Origin of the sequence: Pseudomonas bijieensis (assembly GCF_013347965.1) — a bacterium.
Lineage (GTDB): Bacteria > Pseudomonadota > Gammaproteobacteria > Pseudomonadales > Pseudomonadaceae > Aquipseudomonas > Aquipseudomonas bijieensis.
On sequence record NZ_CP048810.1, the window covers coordinates 6,231,937 to 6,249,351 of the forward strand.

The following is a 17,415-nucleotide window of genomic DNA, read 5'->3' on the forward strand; positions in this document are numbered from 1 at the left end:
CTGGCCTCGTTCCAGGCGCTGCTGCATCGCTACAGCGGCCAGCACGATATTCGTGTCGGCGTGCCGACGGCCAACCGTAACCGGGTTGAGACCGAGCGCCTGATCGGCTTTTTCGTCAACACCCAGGTGCTCGACAGCGATGTCCAGAGCCAGGATTCGTTTGGTGCCCTGCTGCAACAAGTGAAGCAGGCAGCCCTGGGTGCCCAGGCGCACCAAGAGCTGCCGTTCGAGCAACTGGTCGAGGCGTTGCAGCCTGAGCGCAACCTGAGCCACAGCCCGCTGTTCCAGGTGATGTTCAACCACCGGACCCAAGGCCCGGCGGGTGAGGGGCCGGTCGGTGCGTTGAAAGTCGAGGGGCTGCGCTGGGATTCGCACACGGCGCAATTCGACCTGACCCTGGAAACCGTGGAGCACAGCGAAGGGCTCTCGGCAGGGCTGATTTATGCCACCGACCTGTTTGGCGCCGAGACGATCGCGCGCATGGCCGGGCATTGGCAGAACCTGTTGCGGGCAATCGTGGCCGACCCGACGCAGCGCATCGGTGAACTGCCGTTGCTCGACGCGGCCGAACGCCAGGCCCAGCTCGACGACGGCCAGCGCAACGCGGCGCCAGCGCCCGAGGCGGGGTTTGTCCATCAATTATTCGAACGACAAGCGGCGCGCACCCCGGACGCTCCGGCGCTGGTGATCGACGACGAACGCTGGAGCTACGGCCAACTCAATGCCCGGGCCAATCAACTGGCGGGGAAGCTGCAGAGCCTTGGCGTCGGCCCCGATGTCCTGGTCGGCATTGCCGTGGAGCGTAGCGCGCACATGCTGGTGGGCCTGCTGGCGATCCTCAAGGCCGGCGGCACCTACCTGCCGCTGGACCCGGCGTTCCCCCAGGACCGCCTGGCCTACATGATCGAAGACAGCGGCATCGAGCTGCTGCTGACCCAGAACTCGCTGCTCAACCGATTCTCGGCACCCTGTGGGAGCGAGCCTGTGGGAGCAAAGCTTGCTCGCGATGGCGGTAGTTCAGTCAATGGTGATGGTGGGTGTGCCGACGCTATCGCGAGCAAGCTTTGCTCCCACAGGTTCGCTCCCACAGGGGCCGGTGTTGGCATCACCACGCTGGTGTTGGACCAGGAGGGTGACTGGCTCGACGGCTATGCCTGCGAGGCGCCCGCGACGCATCTGGACGCGGAGCACCTGGCCTACGCGATCTACACCTCCGGCTCCACCGGCAAGCCCAAGGGCGTGATGGTGCGCCACGGCGCGCTGACCAATTTCGTCGCGAGCATGGCCAAGGCGCCGGGCATGACCGCCCAGGACCGGGCGTTGTCGCTGACCACGTTCTCGTTCGATATTTTCGGCCTGGAAATCTACGTGCCGCTGATGGTCGGCGCGTGCATCGTACTGACCGGCCAACACATCGCCCAGGACCCGTACGCGGTGTTGGCGCTGATCGCGGCGGAGCAGGTCAACGTGGTCCAGGCCACGCCGTCGACCTGGCGCATGTTGCTGGACAACGAGCACGCCCAGGGTTTGCGCGGCTGCAAGTGCCTGTGCGGTGGCGAGGCGCTGCCCCGGGAACTGGCCGTGCGCATGCTCGCCCTTGGCGGTGAAGTGTGGAACCTCTACGGCCCGACGGAAACCACCATCTGGTCGGCCCTGCACCCGTTGCAAACCCAGGCTGCGCAACCGTGGCTGGGCGGCCCCATCGACAACACCACGCTGTACATCGTCGGTGCCGACCTGATGCCGGTGCCCTATGGCGTGGCCGGTGAATTGCTGATCGGCGGCCAGGGCCTGGCCCGGGGTTATTTCCAGCGTCCGGCGCTGACCGCGGAACGTTTCGTGCCCCATCCGTTTGTCGCCGGCGAGCGCCTGTATCGCACCGGTGACCTGGCGCGCCAGCGTGCCGACGGCATCCTCGAATACCTCGGGCGCATCGACCACCAGGTGAAGATCCGCGGGTTCCGCATCGAACTGGGGGAAATCGAGGCGCGCCTGCTGGAACAGGGCAGCGTGCGCGAAGCGGCGGTGCTGGCCCAGGACGCGCCGGGCGGCCAGGCGCTGGTGGCGTACATCGTCCCAACCGCCGAACTGGATGACCTGGACGCCACCGCCCAGAGCGACCTGCGTGACAGCCTCACCGCAGGGCTCAAGGTCAACCTGCCCGACTACATGGTGCCGGCCCACGTGGTGCTGTTGCCGCGCTTCCCGCTGACGCCCAACGGCAAGCTGGATCGCAAGCAGTTGCCCAAGCCCGATGCCAGCCAGTGGCAGAAAACCTATGTCGCGCCGCAGACCTCCGTGCAGCAGGCGGTGGCGACGATCTGGGCCGATATCCTCAAGGTCCGGCGGGTGGGCCTGGATGACAACTTCTTCGAACTGGGCGGCCATTCCTTGCTGGCCACCCAGGTGATGTCGCGGATTCGCCAGCAACTGAATATCCAGGTGCCGTTGCGCCTGTTGTTCGCCCACAACAGCCTGCGAGCGTTTGTCGAGGCCCTGGGCACGGCGTCGGCGAATGATGAGCCGAGCATCCCCCGTATTCCTCGCGACCAGCCACTGGCGCTCTCGTACGCCCAGCAGCGGCAGTGGTTTCTCTGGCAACTGGAACCCACCAGCAGCGCCTATCACATTCCCGCCGCGCTGCGTTTGCGCGGTGCCCTCGACCGTGCCGCGTTGCAACAGAGCTTCGATGCACTGGTGGCGCGTCACGAGAGCCTGCGGACCCGCTTCGTGCTCGACAATGAGCGTCCCCTGCAAGTGATCGATGCACCGGCGCCGCTGACCCTGGCGGTGGAATCGGTGGACGCCGGTATCGATGAACAGGCCTTGCGCGGCTTGATCGAAGCCGAAACCCGACGATTGTTCGATTTGCAGCGCGGTCCGTTGCTGCGGGTCAAGTTGTTGCAACTGGGGGCTGATGAGCATGTGCTGATCCTGACCCAGCACCACATCGTGTCCGATGCCTGGTCGATGCAGATCATGGTCGACGACCTGCTGCAGTTGTACGCGGGTTTCAGCCAGGGCCAGCCCGTGGCGCTGGCGCCGCTGCTGATCCAGTACGCCGACTACGGCCACTGGCAGCGGCAATGGCTGGCGGCGGGGGAGCAACAACGTCAACTCGATTACTGGCTCGAGCAGTTGGGCGGCGAACAACCGATTCTCGAACTGCCGACCGACCATCCGCGCCCGGCCCAGCAAAGCTATCGGGGCGCACGGCTGCCCATCGTCATCGAGCCGGCTTTGGCCGAAGGCCTCAAGCGCCTGGCCCAGCAACACAACAGCACGCTGTTCATGCTCTTGCTCGCCGGCTTCCAGACCTTGCTGCACCGCTACAGCGGCCAGGACGACATCCGCGTCGGCGTGCCGATCGCCAACCGTAACCGGGAGGAAACCGAGCGCCTGCTGGGCTTCTTCGTCAACACCCAGGTGCTCAAGGCCGACATCGACGGCAACCTGCGGTTCGACCAGTTGCTCGATCAGGTCAAGCAACGCGCACTGGGCGCCCAGGCCCACCAGGACCTGCCGTTCGAACAACTGGTGGAACGGCTGGAACCGGCGCGCAACCTGAGTCACACGCCGTTGTTCCAGGTGATGTTCAACCATGCCAGCGAGGCCCGCCGGGATCTGTCGGCGTTGCCGGGCCTGAGCCTGGAGCAACTGACCTGGGACTCAGGTACCGCGCAGTTCGACCTGACCCTGGACACCTTCGAATACGCCGATGGCCTCAGCGCCGCGTTGACCTATGCCCGCGACCTGTTCGAACCGGGCACCATCGCCCGCCTGGGCGAGCACTGGCTGAACCTGTTGCGCGCCATCGTCGCCAACCCGACCCAGCGCATCGCCGAACTGCCGATGCTGGACGGGGCACAGCGGCGCGTGATCGTCGAGGACTGGAACCGCACCTACGCCGACTACCCGAACCATGTTCCGGTGCATCAGTTGATCGAAGCCCAGGTCGAGCGTGACCCGCACGCCGAGGCACTGGTGTTCGAAGGGCAATCGCTGAGCTATGCCCAACTCAACGCCCGCGCCAACCAGTTGGCCCGTGCCCTGATCGCCCGCGGCATCGGCCCGGATGTGCTGGTGGGCATCGCGGTGCAGCGCAGCGTGGAGATGGTCGTCGGCCTGCTGGCGATCCTCAAGGCCGGCGGCGCCTACGTGCCGCTGGACCCGGAGTACCCGCCGGAGCGCCTGGCCTACATGATCGAGGACAGCGGCATCGAGCTGCTGCTGACCCAAAGCTCGTTGCTCAACCAACTACCGCTGTCCTGTGGGAGCGAGCTTGCTCGCGATGGCGGTGGTTCAGTCAATAGTGATGTTGAAGGTGAGGGCCTTATCGCGAGCAGGCTCGCTCCCACAGGGGGCGGTGTCACCCCCTTGGTGCTGGATGGGGACGACGCCTGGCTGCGGGACTATCCCACCGACAACCCACCTTCCCGGGTCGTCGCCGAGAACCTGGCCTATGTGATCTACACCTCTGGCTCCACCGGCAAGCCCAAGGGCGCCGGCAACAGCCATGGCGCGCTGACCAACCGCTTGTGCTGGATGCAACAGGCCTATGGCCTGGAGGCGGGCGACAGTGTCTTGCAGAAGACCCCGTTCAGTTTCGACGTGTCGGTCTGGGAATTCTTCTGGCCGCTAATGACGGGCGTGCGCCTGGTCGTCGCGGCACCGGGGGATCATCGCGATCCGCAGAAGCTGGTCAGCCTGATCGAACGGGAAAGCATCACCACCCTGCATTTCGTGCCGTCGATGCTGCAAGCGTTCGTGCTCGACGCCAACGTCAGTCGTTGCACCAGCCTGACCCGTATTGTCTGCAGCGGCGAAGCCCTGCCGGTGGATGCCCAGCAGCAGGTGTTCGCCAAGTTGCCCGATGCCCGGCTGTATAACCTGTACGGTCCGACCGAAGCGGCCATCGACGTGACCCATTGGACCTGCCGCGACGAAGGGCGCGATGCGGTGCCGATTGGCGAGCCGATTGCCAACCTGATGACCTACATCCTCGACGATGAACTGAACCCGGTGCCGAGCGGCGTCAACGGCGAGCTGTACCTCAGCGGCCAGGGCCTGGCCCGTGGTTATCACCGCCGCCCCGAACTGACCGCCGAGCGTTTCGTCGCCAGCCCGTTCGTGGCCGGCGAGCGGCTGTACCGCACCGGCGACCTGGCGCGCTATCGCCCGAACGGGGTGATCGACTACATCGGCCGGATCGACCATCAGGTGAAGGTCCGCGGGTTCCGTATCGAATTGGGCGAGATCGAAGCGCGCCTGCTTGAACATGCGGCGGTGCGCGAAGCGGTGGTGGTGGCCCAGGACAGCCGCAGCGGCAAGGTGCTGAGCGGCTACGTGGTCGTCCAGGCCGAGGCAACCGGTGATTGGTCGCTGCTGCGTGAAGCGCTTCTGGTCCATTTGCGCCTGAACCTGCCGGAACACATGGTGCCGACGCACCTGACCCGCCTGGAACACATGCCGCTGAGCCCGAACGGCAAACTCGACCGCAAGGCGCTGCCGGCGCCGGACCTGGCCGAACGCCAAGAAGCATTCACGGCACCGGTCAACGCCATCGAGCGGGCGCTGGTGGAGATCTGGCAAGGGGTGCTCGGCGTCGAGCGGGTGGGCACCGCCGACAACTTCTTCGCCCTGGGTGGCGACTCGATCAACTCGATCCAGGTGGTCAGTCGGGCGCGTGCCCAAGGCATCGGCCTGGCTCCCAAGGACCTGTTCCTGCACCAGACCATCCAGGCCCTGGCGCGGGTCGCCATGGTGGCCGATGAGGCGGTGATCGACCTGGCACCGGTCACCGGCGACAGCTTGCTGGTGCCGATGCAGCACTGGTTTTTCGCCAGCGATATCCCGCACCGCGACCACTGGAATCAATCGGTCCTGCTGACTCCGCGCGAACCGTTGGACATCGTGCATCTGCAACAGGCCCTCCAGCACGTGGTGGCCCATCACGATGCCCTGCGCCTGCGGTTCACCCAGGCCGACGATGGCCGCTGGCACGCCAGCCATCAGGCCGTGGATGAGCAACCGCTGGAGATCTGGCAGCGCACCGCCCAGAACGCCGCCGAGATCGTCGCCATCGCCGACCAGGCGCAACGCAGCCTCGACCTGCAGCACGGCCCGTTGCTGCGCTGCAGCCTGATCGCGGTGCAGGACGGCAGTTCGCGCCTGCACCTGGCGATTCATCACCTGGTCATGGACGGCGTGTCGTGGCGGGTGCTGCTGGAAGACCTGCAAAACGTCTACCGCCAATTACGGGCGAACCAGGTGCCGGCCTTGCCGGGCAAGTCCACGGCGTTCAAGGCCTGGGCCGCTCAGTTGCAGGACTACGCCCACAGCGAAACCCTGAACAAGGAACTGGATTACTGGGTCGGGCAATTGGATCAGCCTCTGCCGCCGTTACCACGGGCCCGTCCCGAAGGCAGCCAGGCCGCGGCCCATGGCCGTTCGGTGAGCACACGCCTGGACGCTACCCAGACCCAGCGTCTGCTCAAGCAAGCGCCGACGGCCTATCGCACCCAGGTCAACGATTTGCTGCTCAGCGCCCTGGCGCAAGTGGTCTGCCAATGGACCGGGCAACCGGCCTGCCTGGTGCAGCTCGAAGGCCATGGCCGCGAAGAGCTGTTCGATGGCATCGACCTGAGCCGCACCGTCGGTTGGTTCACCAGCCTGTTCCCGGTGTTGCTGACACCGGCCAGCGACCCCGCCGAGTCCATCAAGCGGATCAAGGAACAGCTGCGCGCGGTGCCGAACAAGGGCCTGGGCTACGGCGTCCTGCGCTACCTCGGTGCCGAAGCGGTCCAGCAGCGGCTGGCAAAACTGCCGCCAGCGCGCATCACCTTCAACTACCTGGGGCAGTTCGACCAGAGCTTCGATGAGCAGGCGCTGTTCGTGCCAAGCGAGGAGGGCAGTGGCGCAGGGCACGGCGATGACGTGGCGCTGGGCAACTGGCTGACCCTCGACGGGCGGATCTTCAACGGCCAGTTGTCCCTGGACTGGACTTTCAGTGGCGATGTCTTCGACGAGGCCACGCTCCAGCAGTTGGCCGATGCCTACGCGGTGGCGTTGCAACAACTGATCGACCACTGCTGCACCGACGGGCACCAGGGCCTGACACCTTCCGACTTCCCGCTGGCGCGCCTGAGCCAGTCGCAACTCAACGGCCTGCCGGTGCCCGTGGCCCAGGTGGAGGACATCTACCCGCTGTCGCCGATGCAGGACGGCATGCTGTTCCACACCCTGGCCGACGACAGCTCCGGCTTGTACATCAACCAGATCAGCCTGCCGGTACACGGCCTGGACACCGAGCGTTTCGCCCGGGCCTGGACCGCGGTGATCGAGCGCGAGGACATCCTGCGCACCAGTTTCCATTGGCAGGATGGCTTGAGCACGCCGGTACAAATCGTTCATCGCCAGGTTGAGTTGCCGTTGCAGATCGAAGACTGGCGTGGACAGGACATCAGCGAGCAGGCCATCAGCGCCCGGGCGACCGCCGATTACCTGGCCGGTTTCGACTTGAGCCGTGCGCCCTTGCAACGGGTGCTGTTGCTGCGCCTGGAAGACGACCGTTACCAGATGATCTGGACCTGCCATCACATCCTCATGGACGGCTGGAGCAGTTCGCGCTTGTTCGGTGAGGTGTTGCAGTTCTACGCCCATGGGCAGGTGCCAAGCCGCAATGGTCGCTACCGCGAATTCATCGAATGGCTGCAACGCCAGGACCAGGGTGCGCTGGAGCGCTTCTGGCGCAGCCGCCTCGACCCATTGGAACAGGCGACCTCCCTCAACCAGGCGATGTTCCCGCGGCATGTCGCGGCATTGCCGGGGCACGAGGCGCTGTATTCGCGCTGGGACGCAGCGCAGACCGCGCGGCTGCAACAGGCCTGCCGCGCCTTGCAGATCACACCGAACACCTTGATCCAAGGGGCGTGGCTGCTGTTGCTGCAGCGCTTCACCGGGCAAAACACCGTGGTCTTTGGCGCCACCGTCGCCGGGCGTCCGGCGGGGCTGGTCAACGCCGACAACATCCTTGGCCTGTTCATCAACACCTTGCCGGTGATCCAGACCCTGGACCCGGAGCAGCCGCTGGATCAATGGCTGCAGCAGTTGCAGGCCTACAACCTGGACCTCCGTGAGCATTCCCATGCGCCACTGGCGGACATCCAGCGCTGGTCGGGCCTGGGCGGGCAGGGCTTGTTCGACAGCATCATCGTGTTCGAGAACTACCCCATCGACGAACGCCTGGCCGACCAGCAGGACACCGGCCTGAGTTTCGGCGAGTCGCGCAATCATGACGTGACCAACTTCCCGATGGACCTGGCGGTCAACCTGGGTGAAACGCTGTCCATCGAGTACCTGTTCCTGCGCAACGCCTTCAGTGTCGAAGCGGTGGAGCGAATCCGCCGGACCCTGGAAGACACCCTGGAAGCGATGATCAATGCGCCCCACGCGTGCCTGGGCAACCTGCAGCGCTTGTCGCTGGAGCAGTGGCAGGCCTTCGAGCAATGGAGCGCGGCACCGAACGGCTGCTATCAGGCGCAGTTGCTGCCGGAAATGATTGGCCGGCATGCCCGGTCGCGTCCACAGGCCACGGCGCTGGTGTGTGGCGACGACTCGCTGGACTATGGCGAACTGGAGTGTCGGGCCAACCGCCTGGCCCACCGTTTGATCGAACTCGGCGCCGGCCCGGAAGTGGTGGTCGGCGTGGCCCTGGAGCGTTCGGTGGACATGGTCGTGGCGCTGCTGGCGGTGATGAAAAGCGGCTCGGCGTATGTGCCGCTGGACATCGATTACCCACCCGAGCGCCTGGCGTTCATGATCGAAGATTCGGCCATGGCGCTGTTGCTGACCCACAGCCGGGTGCAGGGGCGCCTGCCTGAGCTCGACGGTTTGGCGCGCCTGGCCATCGACGGTTTCGACAGCCGTGGCTACAGCGACCTGCCGCCGCACAGCGGCTTGCTGGGTGGCAACCTGGCCTACCTGATCTACACCTCCGGCTCCACCGGCCGACCCAAAGGCGTCGCCGTGGCGCACGGGCCGATGAGCATGCATTGCCAGGCCATCGCCGGGCTGTATGACATGGACGAGCACACCCGTGAGCTGCATTTCATGTCGTTCGCCTTCGACGGCGCCCATGAGCGCTGGCTGAGCACGCTATTGAGCGGCGGCACCCTGGTGATTCGCGACGGCGCGCTGTGGACGCCGGAGCAGACCTTCGACGCCTTGCACCGCCACGGCATCACCATCGCCTGCTTCCCGCCGGCCTACCTCAAGCAACTGGCCGAATACGCTGCCCACAGCCAGCTGGCGCCACCGCCGGTGCGGGTATACTGCTTCGGCGGCGATGCGGTGCCGGACCAGACCTTCGAACAAGTGAAGGCGGCGCTGCGCCCGCAATGCTTCACCAACGGCTATGGGCCGACGGAAACCGTGGTCACGCCCATGTTGTGGAAGGTGCCGGCCAGCGAACGTTGCGAAGCCGCCTACGCGCCGATCGGGCGGGCGGTGGGCGAGCGCGCCTTGTATGTCCTGGACGACAACCTCAACCCGTTGCCGCCGGGCATTGCCGGCGAGTTGTACATCGGTGGCGAGGGGATCGCCCGTGGTTATCACCGCCGCCCGGACCTGAGTGCCGAGCGCTTCGTGCCGGACCCGTTCGGCCAGCCGGGCGATCGCCTGTACCGCAGCGGCGACCTGGTGCGCCAGCGTGTCGACGGGGTGCTCGATTACGTCGGGCGTATCGACCACCAGATCAAGGTGCGGGGTTTCCGCATCGAACTGGGGGAAATCGAAGCCAGCTTGCGACAGTTGGACGACGTCAGCGATGCGTTGGTGATCGCCCGCGACAGTGCCTCGGGCAAGCAACTGATCGGCTACGTGGTCACCCCCGAGGGCATGGCCATCGGTGATCGGCTCAAGGCCGAGCTGCGGGCGCAGTTGCCCGATTACATGGTGCCGGCCCAGGTCATCTGCCTGGAGGCGCTGCCGGTCACGCCGAACGGCAAGCTCGACCGCCAGGCCCTGCCAGAGCCGGAATTCAAGGGCGCCGAGTATGTGCCCGGGCGCAACCGCGACGAGCAACTGCTGGCCGAGGTCTGGGCCGAGGTGTTGCAAGTCGAGCGGGTGGGCATCACCGACAACTTCTTCGAGTTGGGCGGTGACTCGATCCTCAGCCTGCAAGTGGTTTCGCGGGTACGCAACCATCCGGAGCTGAAGATGGAGCTCAAGCTGCGGGACCTGATGCGTGGCCAGACCATCGAGGCGATTTTCGACCAGCGTTCGAACACGCTTGCCGTGACGGTCGAGGATGTGACCCAGGTGGCGGGCGAAGGGCAGTTCAACCTGATTCCGATCCAGCAATGGTGGTTTGACCAGCGCATGAGTGAACCCCACCACTACAACCAGGCGTTGATGCTGCGGGCCCGCCAGGGGGTGAACCTGACGGCGCTGGAATTGGCGTTGCGCGGCATGATGCAGCAGCACGACGCCTTACGCCTGCGCTTCAGTGAGGTCGGCGGGCGTCACCTGCAACATTACCAGGCGTTGGAGGAAATGCAGGCGCAGTGGGCCAGCGAACCCTTGTTGTGGCAGCACACGGTGGCCGATGAAGCCGAGCTGGAGCTGTACGCCGAACAGGTACAGCGCAGCCTCGATGTGCACAACGGGCCGGTGTGGCGCACCGCGCACGTGACCTTGGGCAGTGGTGAGATTCGTGTGCTGATGGTCATTCATCACCTGGTCATCGACACGGTGTCGTGGCGTTTGCTCCTGCAGGATTTGCAGACCGCTTATGCGGCCTACAGCGACGGCCAGACGCCGAACCTGCCGATACGCACCAGCAGCTACCGGGCCTGGGCCGAGGGCTTGCAGGCCTATGCACGGGATTATCCGGCCCAGGAAAAAGCCTGGTGGCTGGAGCAGATCGACCAGCCGGGTAGCGAGTTGCCGTGTGACAACCCGCGGGGCAAGAACCAGGTGCAGTACCAGTCGGTCGCGCATTTGAGCCTGTCGGAGCAGCACACCCAGCAGTTGCTCAAACAGGTGCCGGCGGTCTACCAGACGCAGATCAACGACGTGTTGCTGGCGGCGCTGAGCCGGGTGTTGTGCCGCTGGAGCCAGCAGCCTTCGGTGCTGATCCAGCTGGAGGGGCATGGTCGCGAGGACTTGGTCAAGGACATCGACCTGAGCCGCAGCCTGGGCTGGTTCACCAGCATGTTCCCGGTGCGCCTGACCCCGAGCCCGGACGCCGACATCGGCACGTCGGTGCGGGCGGTGCAGCGGCAGTTGGCCGCCGTGCCGAACAAGGGGTTGGGCTATGGCGTGTTGCGCTACATGAGCGGCGAGCCGATGGCCGCCACCTTGGGCCGCGCCCCCCAGGCGCGGGTGACGTTCAACTACCTGGGGCAGTTCGACCAGAGTTTCGACGACAAGGCGTTGCTGGTGCCAGCGGCGGAAAGCTACGGCAGTTGCTACAGCCCCCATGCCGCGTTGGGCAACTGGCTGGAAGTGGTGGGGCAGGTGTACGACGGGCGCCTGGCGCTGCGCTGCATCTTCAGCACCCGCCGCTACCGTGCCGAGACTGTCGAGGGATTGATGCGCGCGTACCAGGAGGAACTGGAAGCGTTGATCGAGCACTGCGTGGCGCAGGCTGCCTAAGGATGGGGGCGGGTTCATCGTTATATGAGGAACCCGCCGTCGCCTGGAGGAAGATAGCCAGCACCGAACCTGTGGCGAGGGGAGCTTGCTCCCGCTGGGCTGCGAAGCGGCCCCAAAACCAGCCCTCTCGAAACAACTGACCCACCGAGGTGCTGGCCATTGGGGCTGCTGTGCAGCCCAGCGGGAGCAAGCTCCCCTCGCCACAGGGTTTTGCATGAGCCTGAGTGGCTCATCTTTTACCCATGGTTTTTCACAAGGAACCCCTGCGATGTCCCTGCATCTGGAACTCAACGCCTTCCTCGACCTGGCCGAAGAAAGCCAGGCCGAGGGCCCCGGGCCGTTTCACCTGTCGACGCCGGCCCAGGCCCGCGAGGCGTTCGAGCGTACCACCGGGCAATTGCGCTGGAACGCTCCGGCGGATGTGCAGTGCGCCGCTCACGCATTCACCGCCCGTGACGGTGCACCGCTGACCCTGCGTCTGTATCGTCCGGCCACGGCTGCGGCCCAGGTGTTGCCGGTGCTGGTGTACTTTCACGGCGGCGGCTATGTGGTCGGCAGCCTGGACTCCCACGATGGTGTCTGCCGCGAATTCTGCGCCCGGACGCCGTGCGCGGTGTTGTCGGTGGGCTATCGCCTGGCCCCGGAACACACCTTCCCGACCCCGCTGAACGACGGCGCCGATGCCCTCGACTGGCTGGCCCGGCAGGCCCGCGCCGAAGGCCTGGACCTCAGCCGCGTGGCGTTCGGCGGCGACAGCGTCGGCGCGACACTGGCGACGGTGCTTGCGCTGCAAGCGGCCCTGGAACCCGCCTCCCTGGCGATCCAACCGTGCTTTCAGTTGCTCTGCTACCCGGTGACCGATGCGTCCACCAGCAGCCCATCCACCGAGTTGTTCGGCGAAGGGTATCTGCTGGAGAGCGAAACCCTGGAGTGGTTCTACCGGCACTACGCCAATGAGCCCAGCGATCGCCTGGACTGGCGTTTCTCGCCGTTGCTGGCACCCGGTTACCCAGGCCTGGCCCCGGCCCTGATCGCCCTGGCCGGCCATGACCCGCTGCTCGACGAAGGCCGCGCCTACGCCCGGCGCTTGCAGGAACAGGGGGTAAGCGTGGAGCTGATCGAATACACCGGCCTGATCCACGACTACCTGCGTTTGCAGAGCGTGGTGCCGGAGATTGACGAGGTGTACGCGCAATTGAGCCAAGCCTTGCGGATTGCACTCACTGCCTGAAACACCACAAAACAACTGTGGGTGGTCTCAGAATTTGCATAGGCCACAGATCCCCTGTGGGAGCGAGCTTGCTCGCGATAGCGGCAGGTCAGCCAGCACTTAAGTGCCTGATACACCGCCATCGCGAGCAAGCTCGCTCCCACAGTTGTTTTGTGGTGATTTCAGTATTTTGCAGGCACAAAAAAACCGGGCCAGGCCCGGTTTTTTTGTGTGCGGTGTTGCTTAGAAGTCGTAGGTCACGTCCAGCGAGGCCACGCGTTCCTGGCCGTAGTAGCAGCCGAACGAGTAGTTGCAGTGGGACACGTATTCGCGGTCGAAGACGTTCTGCACGTTCAGGCTGGTGGTGACGCCACGCAGGCTCGAGGTGGCCTTGCCCATGTCATAGCTGATGGTGGTGTCGAACACGGTGAAGGCCGGTACGTCGAACGAGTTGGCCGCATCGCCCGGCTTGCGGCCGGTGTGGCGGGCGCCTGCGCCGAAGGTCAGGCCATTGAGGACGGCCTGGGTGAAGTGGTAGTCGACCCACAGCGTGGCGGAGAACGGAGCCTGTTGTTCGCTGCGGTTGCCCTCGTTGCCGTAGTTGTCCTTGGTGTAGAACGAGTCGAGGTAGGTGGCAGCGGCCATGACGTCGATGTTGTCGACCGTGGATTTGACTTCCAATTCAACGCCCCGTGAACGCACCTGGCCCGACTGGATCGAGTTCTGCGGATCGGCGGGGTCGGCGGTCACCAGGTTCTTCTGTTTGATCTGGAACACCGAGGCGGTAATCATCGTCTTGTCGAACGGCTGGTACTTCACGCCCACTTCGTATTGCTCGCCTTCGGTCGGCTTGAAGGCGTTGCCGCTAGCGTCCGTGCCCGTGGTCGGCAGGAAGGATTCCGAGTAGCTGATGTACGGCGCCAGGCCGAAATCGGTGACATAGGTCAGGCCCACCCGGCCGGTGAACTTGTTGTCACGCAGTGAGGAAACGGTGCCCGCCAGCAGGTCCTTGTTGTCCACTTCGGCCCAGTCCTGGCGGCCACCCACGGTCAGGATCCACTTGTCCAGCTTGATCTGGTCCTGCAGGTAGACGCCGGTCTGGCGAACGGTGTTGTCCCACTTGGTGTCCAGCGTCGGGGTCACGCTGCCGGTGTCGTAGTTGTTGTTATTGCCGTACAGGTCGATCGGCGCGACGTTGTAGGCGTTGTAGCCGTCGTACTTGCGGTTGAAATGACGATAGTCCACGCCCGCCAGGGTGGTGTGTTCCAGGGCGCCGGTGTTGAATTTGTATTCCACGTTGTTATCGACGGTGTAGGCGGTGTTGTGTTGCTGCCAGTCGAGTTTTACGCGGTTGGCCTGGGTCTGGTCAGTCACGCCACCGGTGGTGACGAAGCTGCGCAGGTAGAACCCCCGGTACTGGTCACGCACGTCGGTGTAGCGCGCCGTGGAGCGGAATTTCAGGTCATCGGTGAGGTTGTGGCTGAAGTCGTAGCCCAGGATGAACTGGTCACGCTTGTAGTCGTTCCACCGCGTATCGCCGGAGAAAAAGTCCCGGTCGATCCGCTGGCCGTTGGGGCCGCGCTCCAGGGAGCCGATCCTCGGCAGGGCTTGATAGTCCTCCAGGCCGTCGTCGCGCTGGATCTGCGCCAGCACGGTCAGCGAGGTGTCTTCGTTGGGCGCCCAGGTCAGGCTCGGCGCCAGGAGCATGCGTTCGCTGTGGGTGTGATCGACCTGTTGGTTGCCTTTTTTCGCCACGCCGATGACGCGATAGCTGAATTCCTTCTGGTCGTCGATCGGGCCGCTGGTGTCGAACGCGCCGTTGACCCGGCTGTAGCTGCCCGCGCCCAGCTTGATCTGGCTGCGCTGTTCCGTGGTCGGGCGCTTGGAGACCATGTTGATCAGGCCGCCGGGCTGGTTCTGCCCGTACAGCACCGACGAGGGGCCCTTGAGCACTTCGATGCGTTCCAGGGTGTACGGGTCGATTTGCGGTGCGCCGCCGAGGCTGCCGGCGTAGGGCAGGTAGGCCCCGTCGAGGTACAGCGGCGTGGGCGAGAATCCCCGGCTGGTGATTTCGTCGGCGATGGCGTTGCGGTCGGTGAAGCCGCCGGTGTTCAGCCCCGGCGTGTAGCGCAGGGCCTGGGTCAGGTTGCGCGCGCCCTGGGTGGCGACCTGCTCGGCGGTGACCACGTTGATGGTCTGTGGGATCTCCAGGATCGGCGTGTCGGTCTTGGTGCCGGTGGCGCTGCGGGTGGCGACGTAACCGTCCACCGGACCGTAGGCGGACTCCACGGATTTACCGGTGATGGTGGTGGCGCCCAGTTCCAGCGAGTCGCCCGCCGTCCTGGCGCGCACGCTGGCCGTGTTGCCTTGAATGGTGAACATGACGCCGGTCCCCACCAGCATCTGCGACAACGCTTGGGCCGGCGACAACCGGCCGCTGACCGGCTGGCTGCGCAGGCCCTGGACATCGTTGGCGCTGTAGAGCACTTGCATGTTCGATTGATTGCTCAACGCCTGCAGGGCACTGGCCAGCGACTGCGCCGGAATATTGAGGTCGACTTCCTGTGCCTGGACCTGCGCGCTGAACGGCATGGCCAGTGCCAGGCTGAACGCGGTGGCGCTGAAGCCTGGTTGCAGCAGGCGGCGCATGATCAGTGCCTTGGTAAAACGTGGAATCCCCGGAGTTGCTGGCATGTGTTTCACTCTTGCAGGTTTTAGTTTTAATAGGGGTGTAGTTGTTATCAATTCTTAATTAGGACGCACGACCCCGGAAAAACCAGAATGAGAATCGTGATTATTTACGCGGATTGCAATTCGGTGATGACACGGCCGGCTTCCATGCGCACCAATTGGTCGGCCACGTCGAAGTAACGGTCGTCGTGGGAAATCACGATGATGGTCTTGCCCAGGCGCTTGAGGTCCGGCAGCAGCTCGGTGTAGAAAATCCGCCGGAAGGTCGGGTCCTGGTCGGCGGCCCATTCGTCGAAGACCAGCACCGGGCGTTCTTCCAGCCACGCATTGACCAGTGCCAGGCGCTTGCGTTGGCCGGTGGACAGGTCGGTGGTGGTGAAGGCGCCGTCGCGCACGCTGACCTTGTGGGCGATCTCCAGGCGTTGCAGGTATTGGTTGGCGTCGTCCGGGATATGGGTGTCGCCCTGGACGATGTCGTCGAACAGGTAGTAGTCGGCGAAAATCGTCGTGAACAACTGTCGATAGTCGTCGCGGGTCACGGCCGTCACCACGTGGTCGTTGAGGCGGATTTCCCCTTGCTGCGGCGCGTACAGGCCCAACAGCAGCTTGATCAGCGTGGTCTTGCCACAGCCGTTTTCACCGACGATGAACACGATGTCGCCCTGGTCGATCTTCAGGTTCACCGGCCCCAGGCGGAACGGCGTGACGCCTTCCACCGCCGGGAAGCTGTAGGCCACATTGCTCAGCTCCAGGGTCTGCACCGGGGTTTTCGGCTGGCCCTGGTCATTGAGCAGCAGGTGCGGTTCAGGGGATGAAAACTGCTCCGACAACTCGGCGATGCGGCGAAAGGCGATCTGCGCACGGCTGACGATCGGCAGGGTGCCGATCAGGTGCTCCAGTGGGCCTTTCATGTACAGCAACACCAGCACGAAACCGCTCATCACCGCTTTGTCGGCGCTCGGCCACAGCGATTGCAGGGCCAGGGCCAGGCCGATCACCACGAAGAACAACATCGAGCCGAAGGTCTTGGCGATCACGAAGATGTTCACCGAGCGGATCTGCGTGTCGCAGATCTTGTCGGCGGTGTGCTCGATGCCTGAGACGAACATGCGTTGCCGACGGGGGCGATGGATACGCAGTTCCTTGGCGCCTTCGGCGATGGCGTTGTAGTGCTTCTGCAATTCGTCCTCGGAGTCGCGAGCCTCCATGAAACCCTTGATCCCACGACCGCGGGCGATGTACTGCACCACGGTGCCGATGACAATCGCCACGACCATCATCAGGAACATCGGCCACGACAGCATGGCCAGGTAACCCATGCACCCGAGGGTGACGGTCAGGGAGATGGCGAGAGGGGCGAAGGCGAAGGCGAAATCGCTGATGGTGTCGACGTCGTGGGTCAGCACCGGGATCAGGCGATGGCTGCGGTAGCGTTCGATCTGCTGGATGGGCGCCGAGAGGACTTTTTCCCCCAGCTCCTTGCGCAGTTTGGCGATGATCTTCTGGCCGACGTAGTTGGTGCCGATGTCGGAACAGATGGAGCTGACCAGGGCCAGCAGGCACAACCCGGCGAACACGCCCACCACGGTGTGGCTCAACCCGCCTTCGGCGTGCAGCACCTGGTTGATGGTCGCCAGCAGCACGGTCACGCTCAGGCCACCGACCATGCCCAGCAGGATGGCGCCGATGACAATCAGCCGGAAGGGTTTGAGCAGGGTGAACAATTCATTGATCACCCCGCGTTTTGGTTGGCTCATGGAGGTTTCCCTGCTAGATGAAAAGGGCGAAGGCCATCGCGGGGCATTCACCGCATGGCTGGAGGACGGCGTCACGCCGGGTTGGGGCGCGCCCACCTG

Annotated in this window: 4 protein-coding genes (1 of these 4 only partly in view); 2 read left to right on the forward strand and 2 right to left on the reverse strand. The window is 64.7% G+C overall.

The features are described 5' to 3' along the window. Positions 1-11,658: the 3' portion of a non-ribosomal peptide synthase/polyketide synthase gene (locus GN234_RS27710; protein ID WP_233459490.1), read on the forward strand. It extends 891 nt beyond the left edge of the window; 11,658 of the gene's 12,549 nt are visible here — the last part of the coding sequence; its start codon lies beyond the left edge, outside the window; the stop codon is at positions 11,656-11,658. A gap of 268 nt (positions 11,659-11,926) precedes the next feature. Then, positions 11,927-12,889 (forward strand): alpha/beta hydrolase, encoded by a 963-nt coding sequence (locus GN234_RS27715; protein WP_176689371.1) that lies wholly within the window; start codon positions 11,927-11,929, stop codon positions 12,887-12,889. A 222-nt stretch (positions 12,890-13,111) separates the two neighbouring features. Here the strand turns inward: GN234_RS27715 and GN234_RS27720 are convergent, their stop codons facing one another. Next, on the reverse strand, positions 13,112-15,562 hold the full coding sequence (locus GN234_RS27720; RefSeq protein ID WP_109754554.1) for a TonB-dependent siderophore receptor: 2,451 nt from the start codon (positions 15,560-15,562) through the stop codon (positions 13,112-13,114). Between the two features lie 104 nt (positions 15,563-15,666). Then, complete coding sequence (locus GN234_RS27725; protein ID WP_163857643.1) at positions 15,667-17,316, reverse strand: cyclic peptide export ABC transporter; 1,650 nt, start codon at positions 17,314-17,316, stop codon at positions 15,667-15,669. Positions 17,317-17,415 lie beyond the last annotated feature (99 nt).

Coding starts and splice junctions, on each gene's coding strand:
- GN234_RS27725 (WP_163857643.1), bottom strand. CDS start 17,316: ATGAGCCAACCAAAACGCGGGGTGATCAATGAATTGTTCACCCTGCTC.
- GN234_RS27720 (WP_109754554.1), bottom strand. CDS start 15,562: ATGCCAGCAACTCCGGGGATTCCACGTTTTACCAAGGCACTGATCATG.
- GN234_RS27715 (WP_176689371.1), top strand. CDS start 11,927: ATGTCCCTGCATCTGGAACTCAACGCCTTCCTCGACCTGGCCGAAGAA.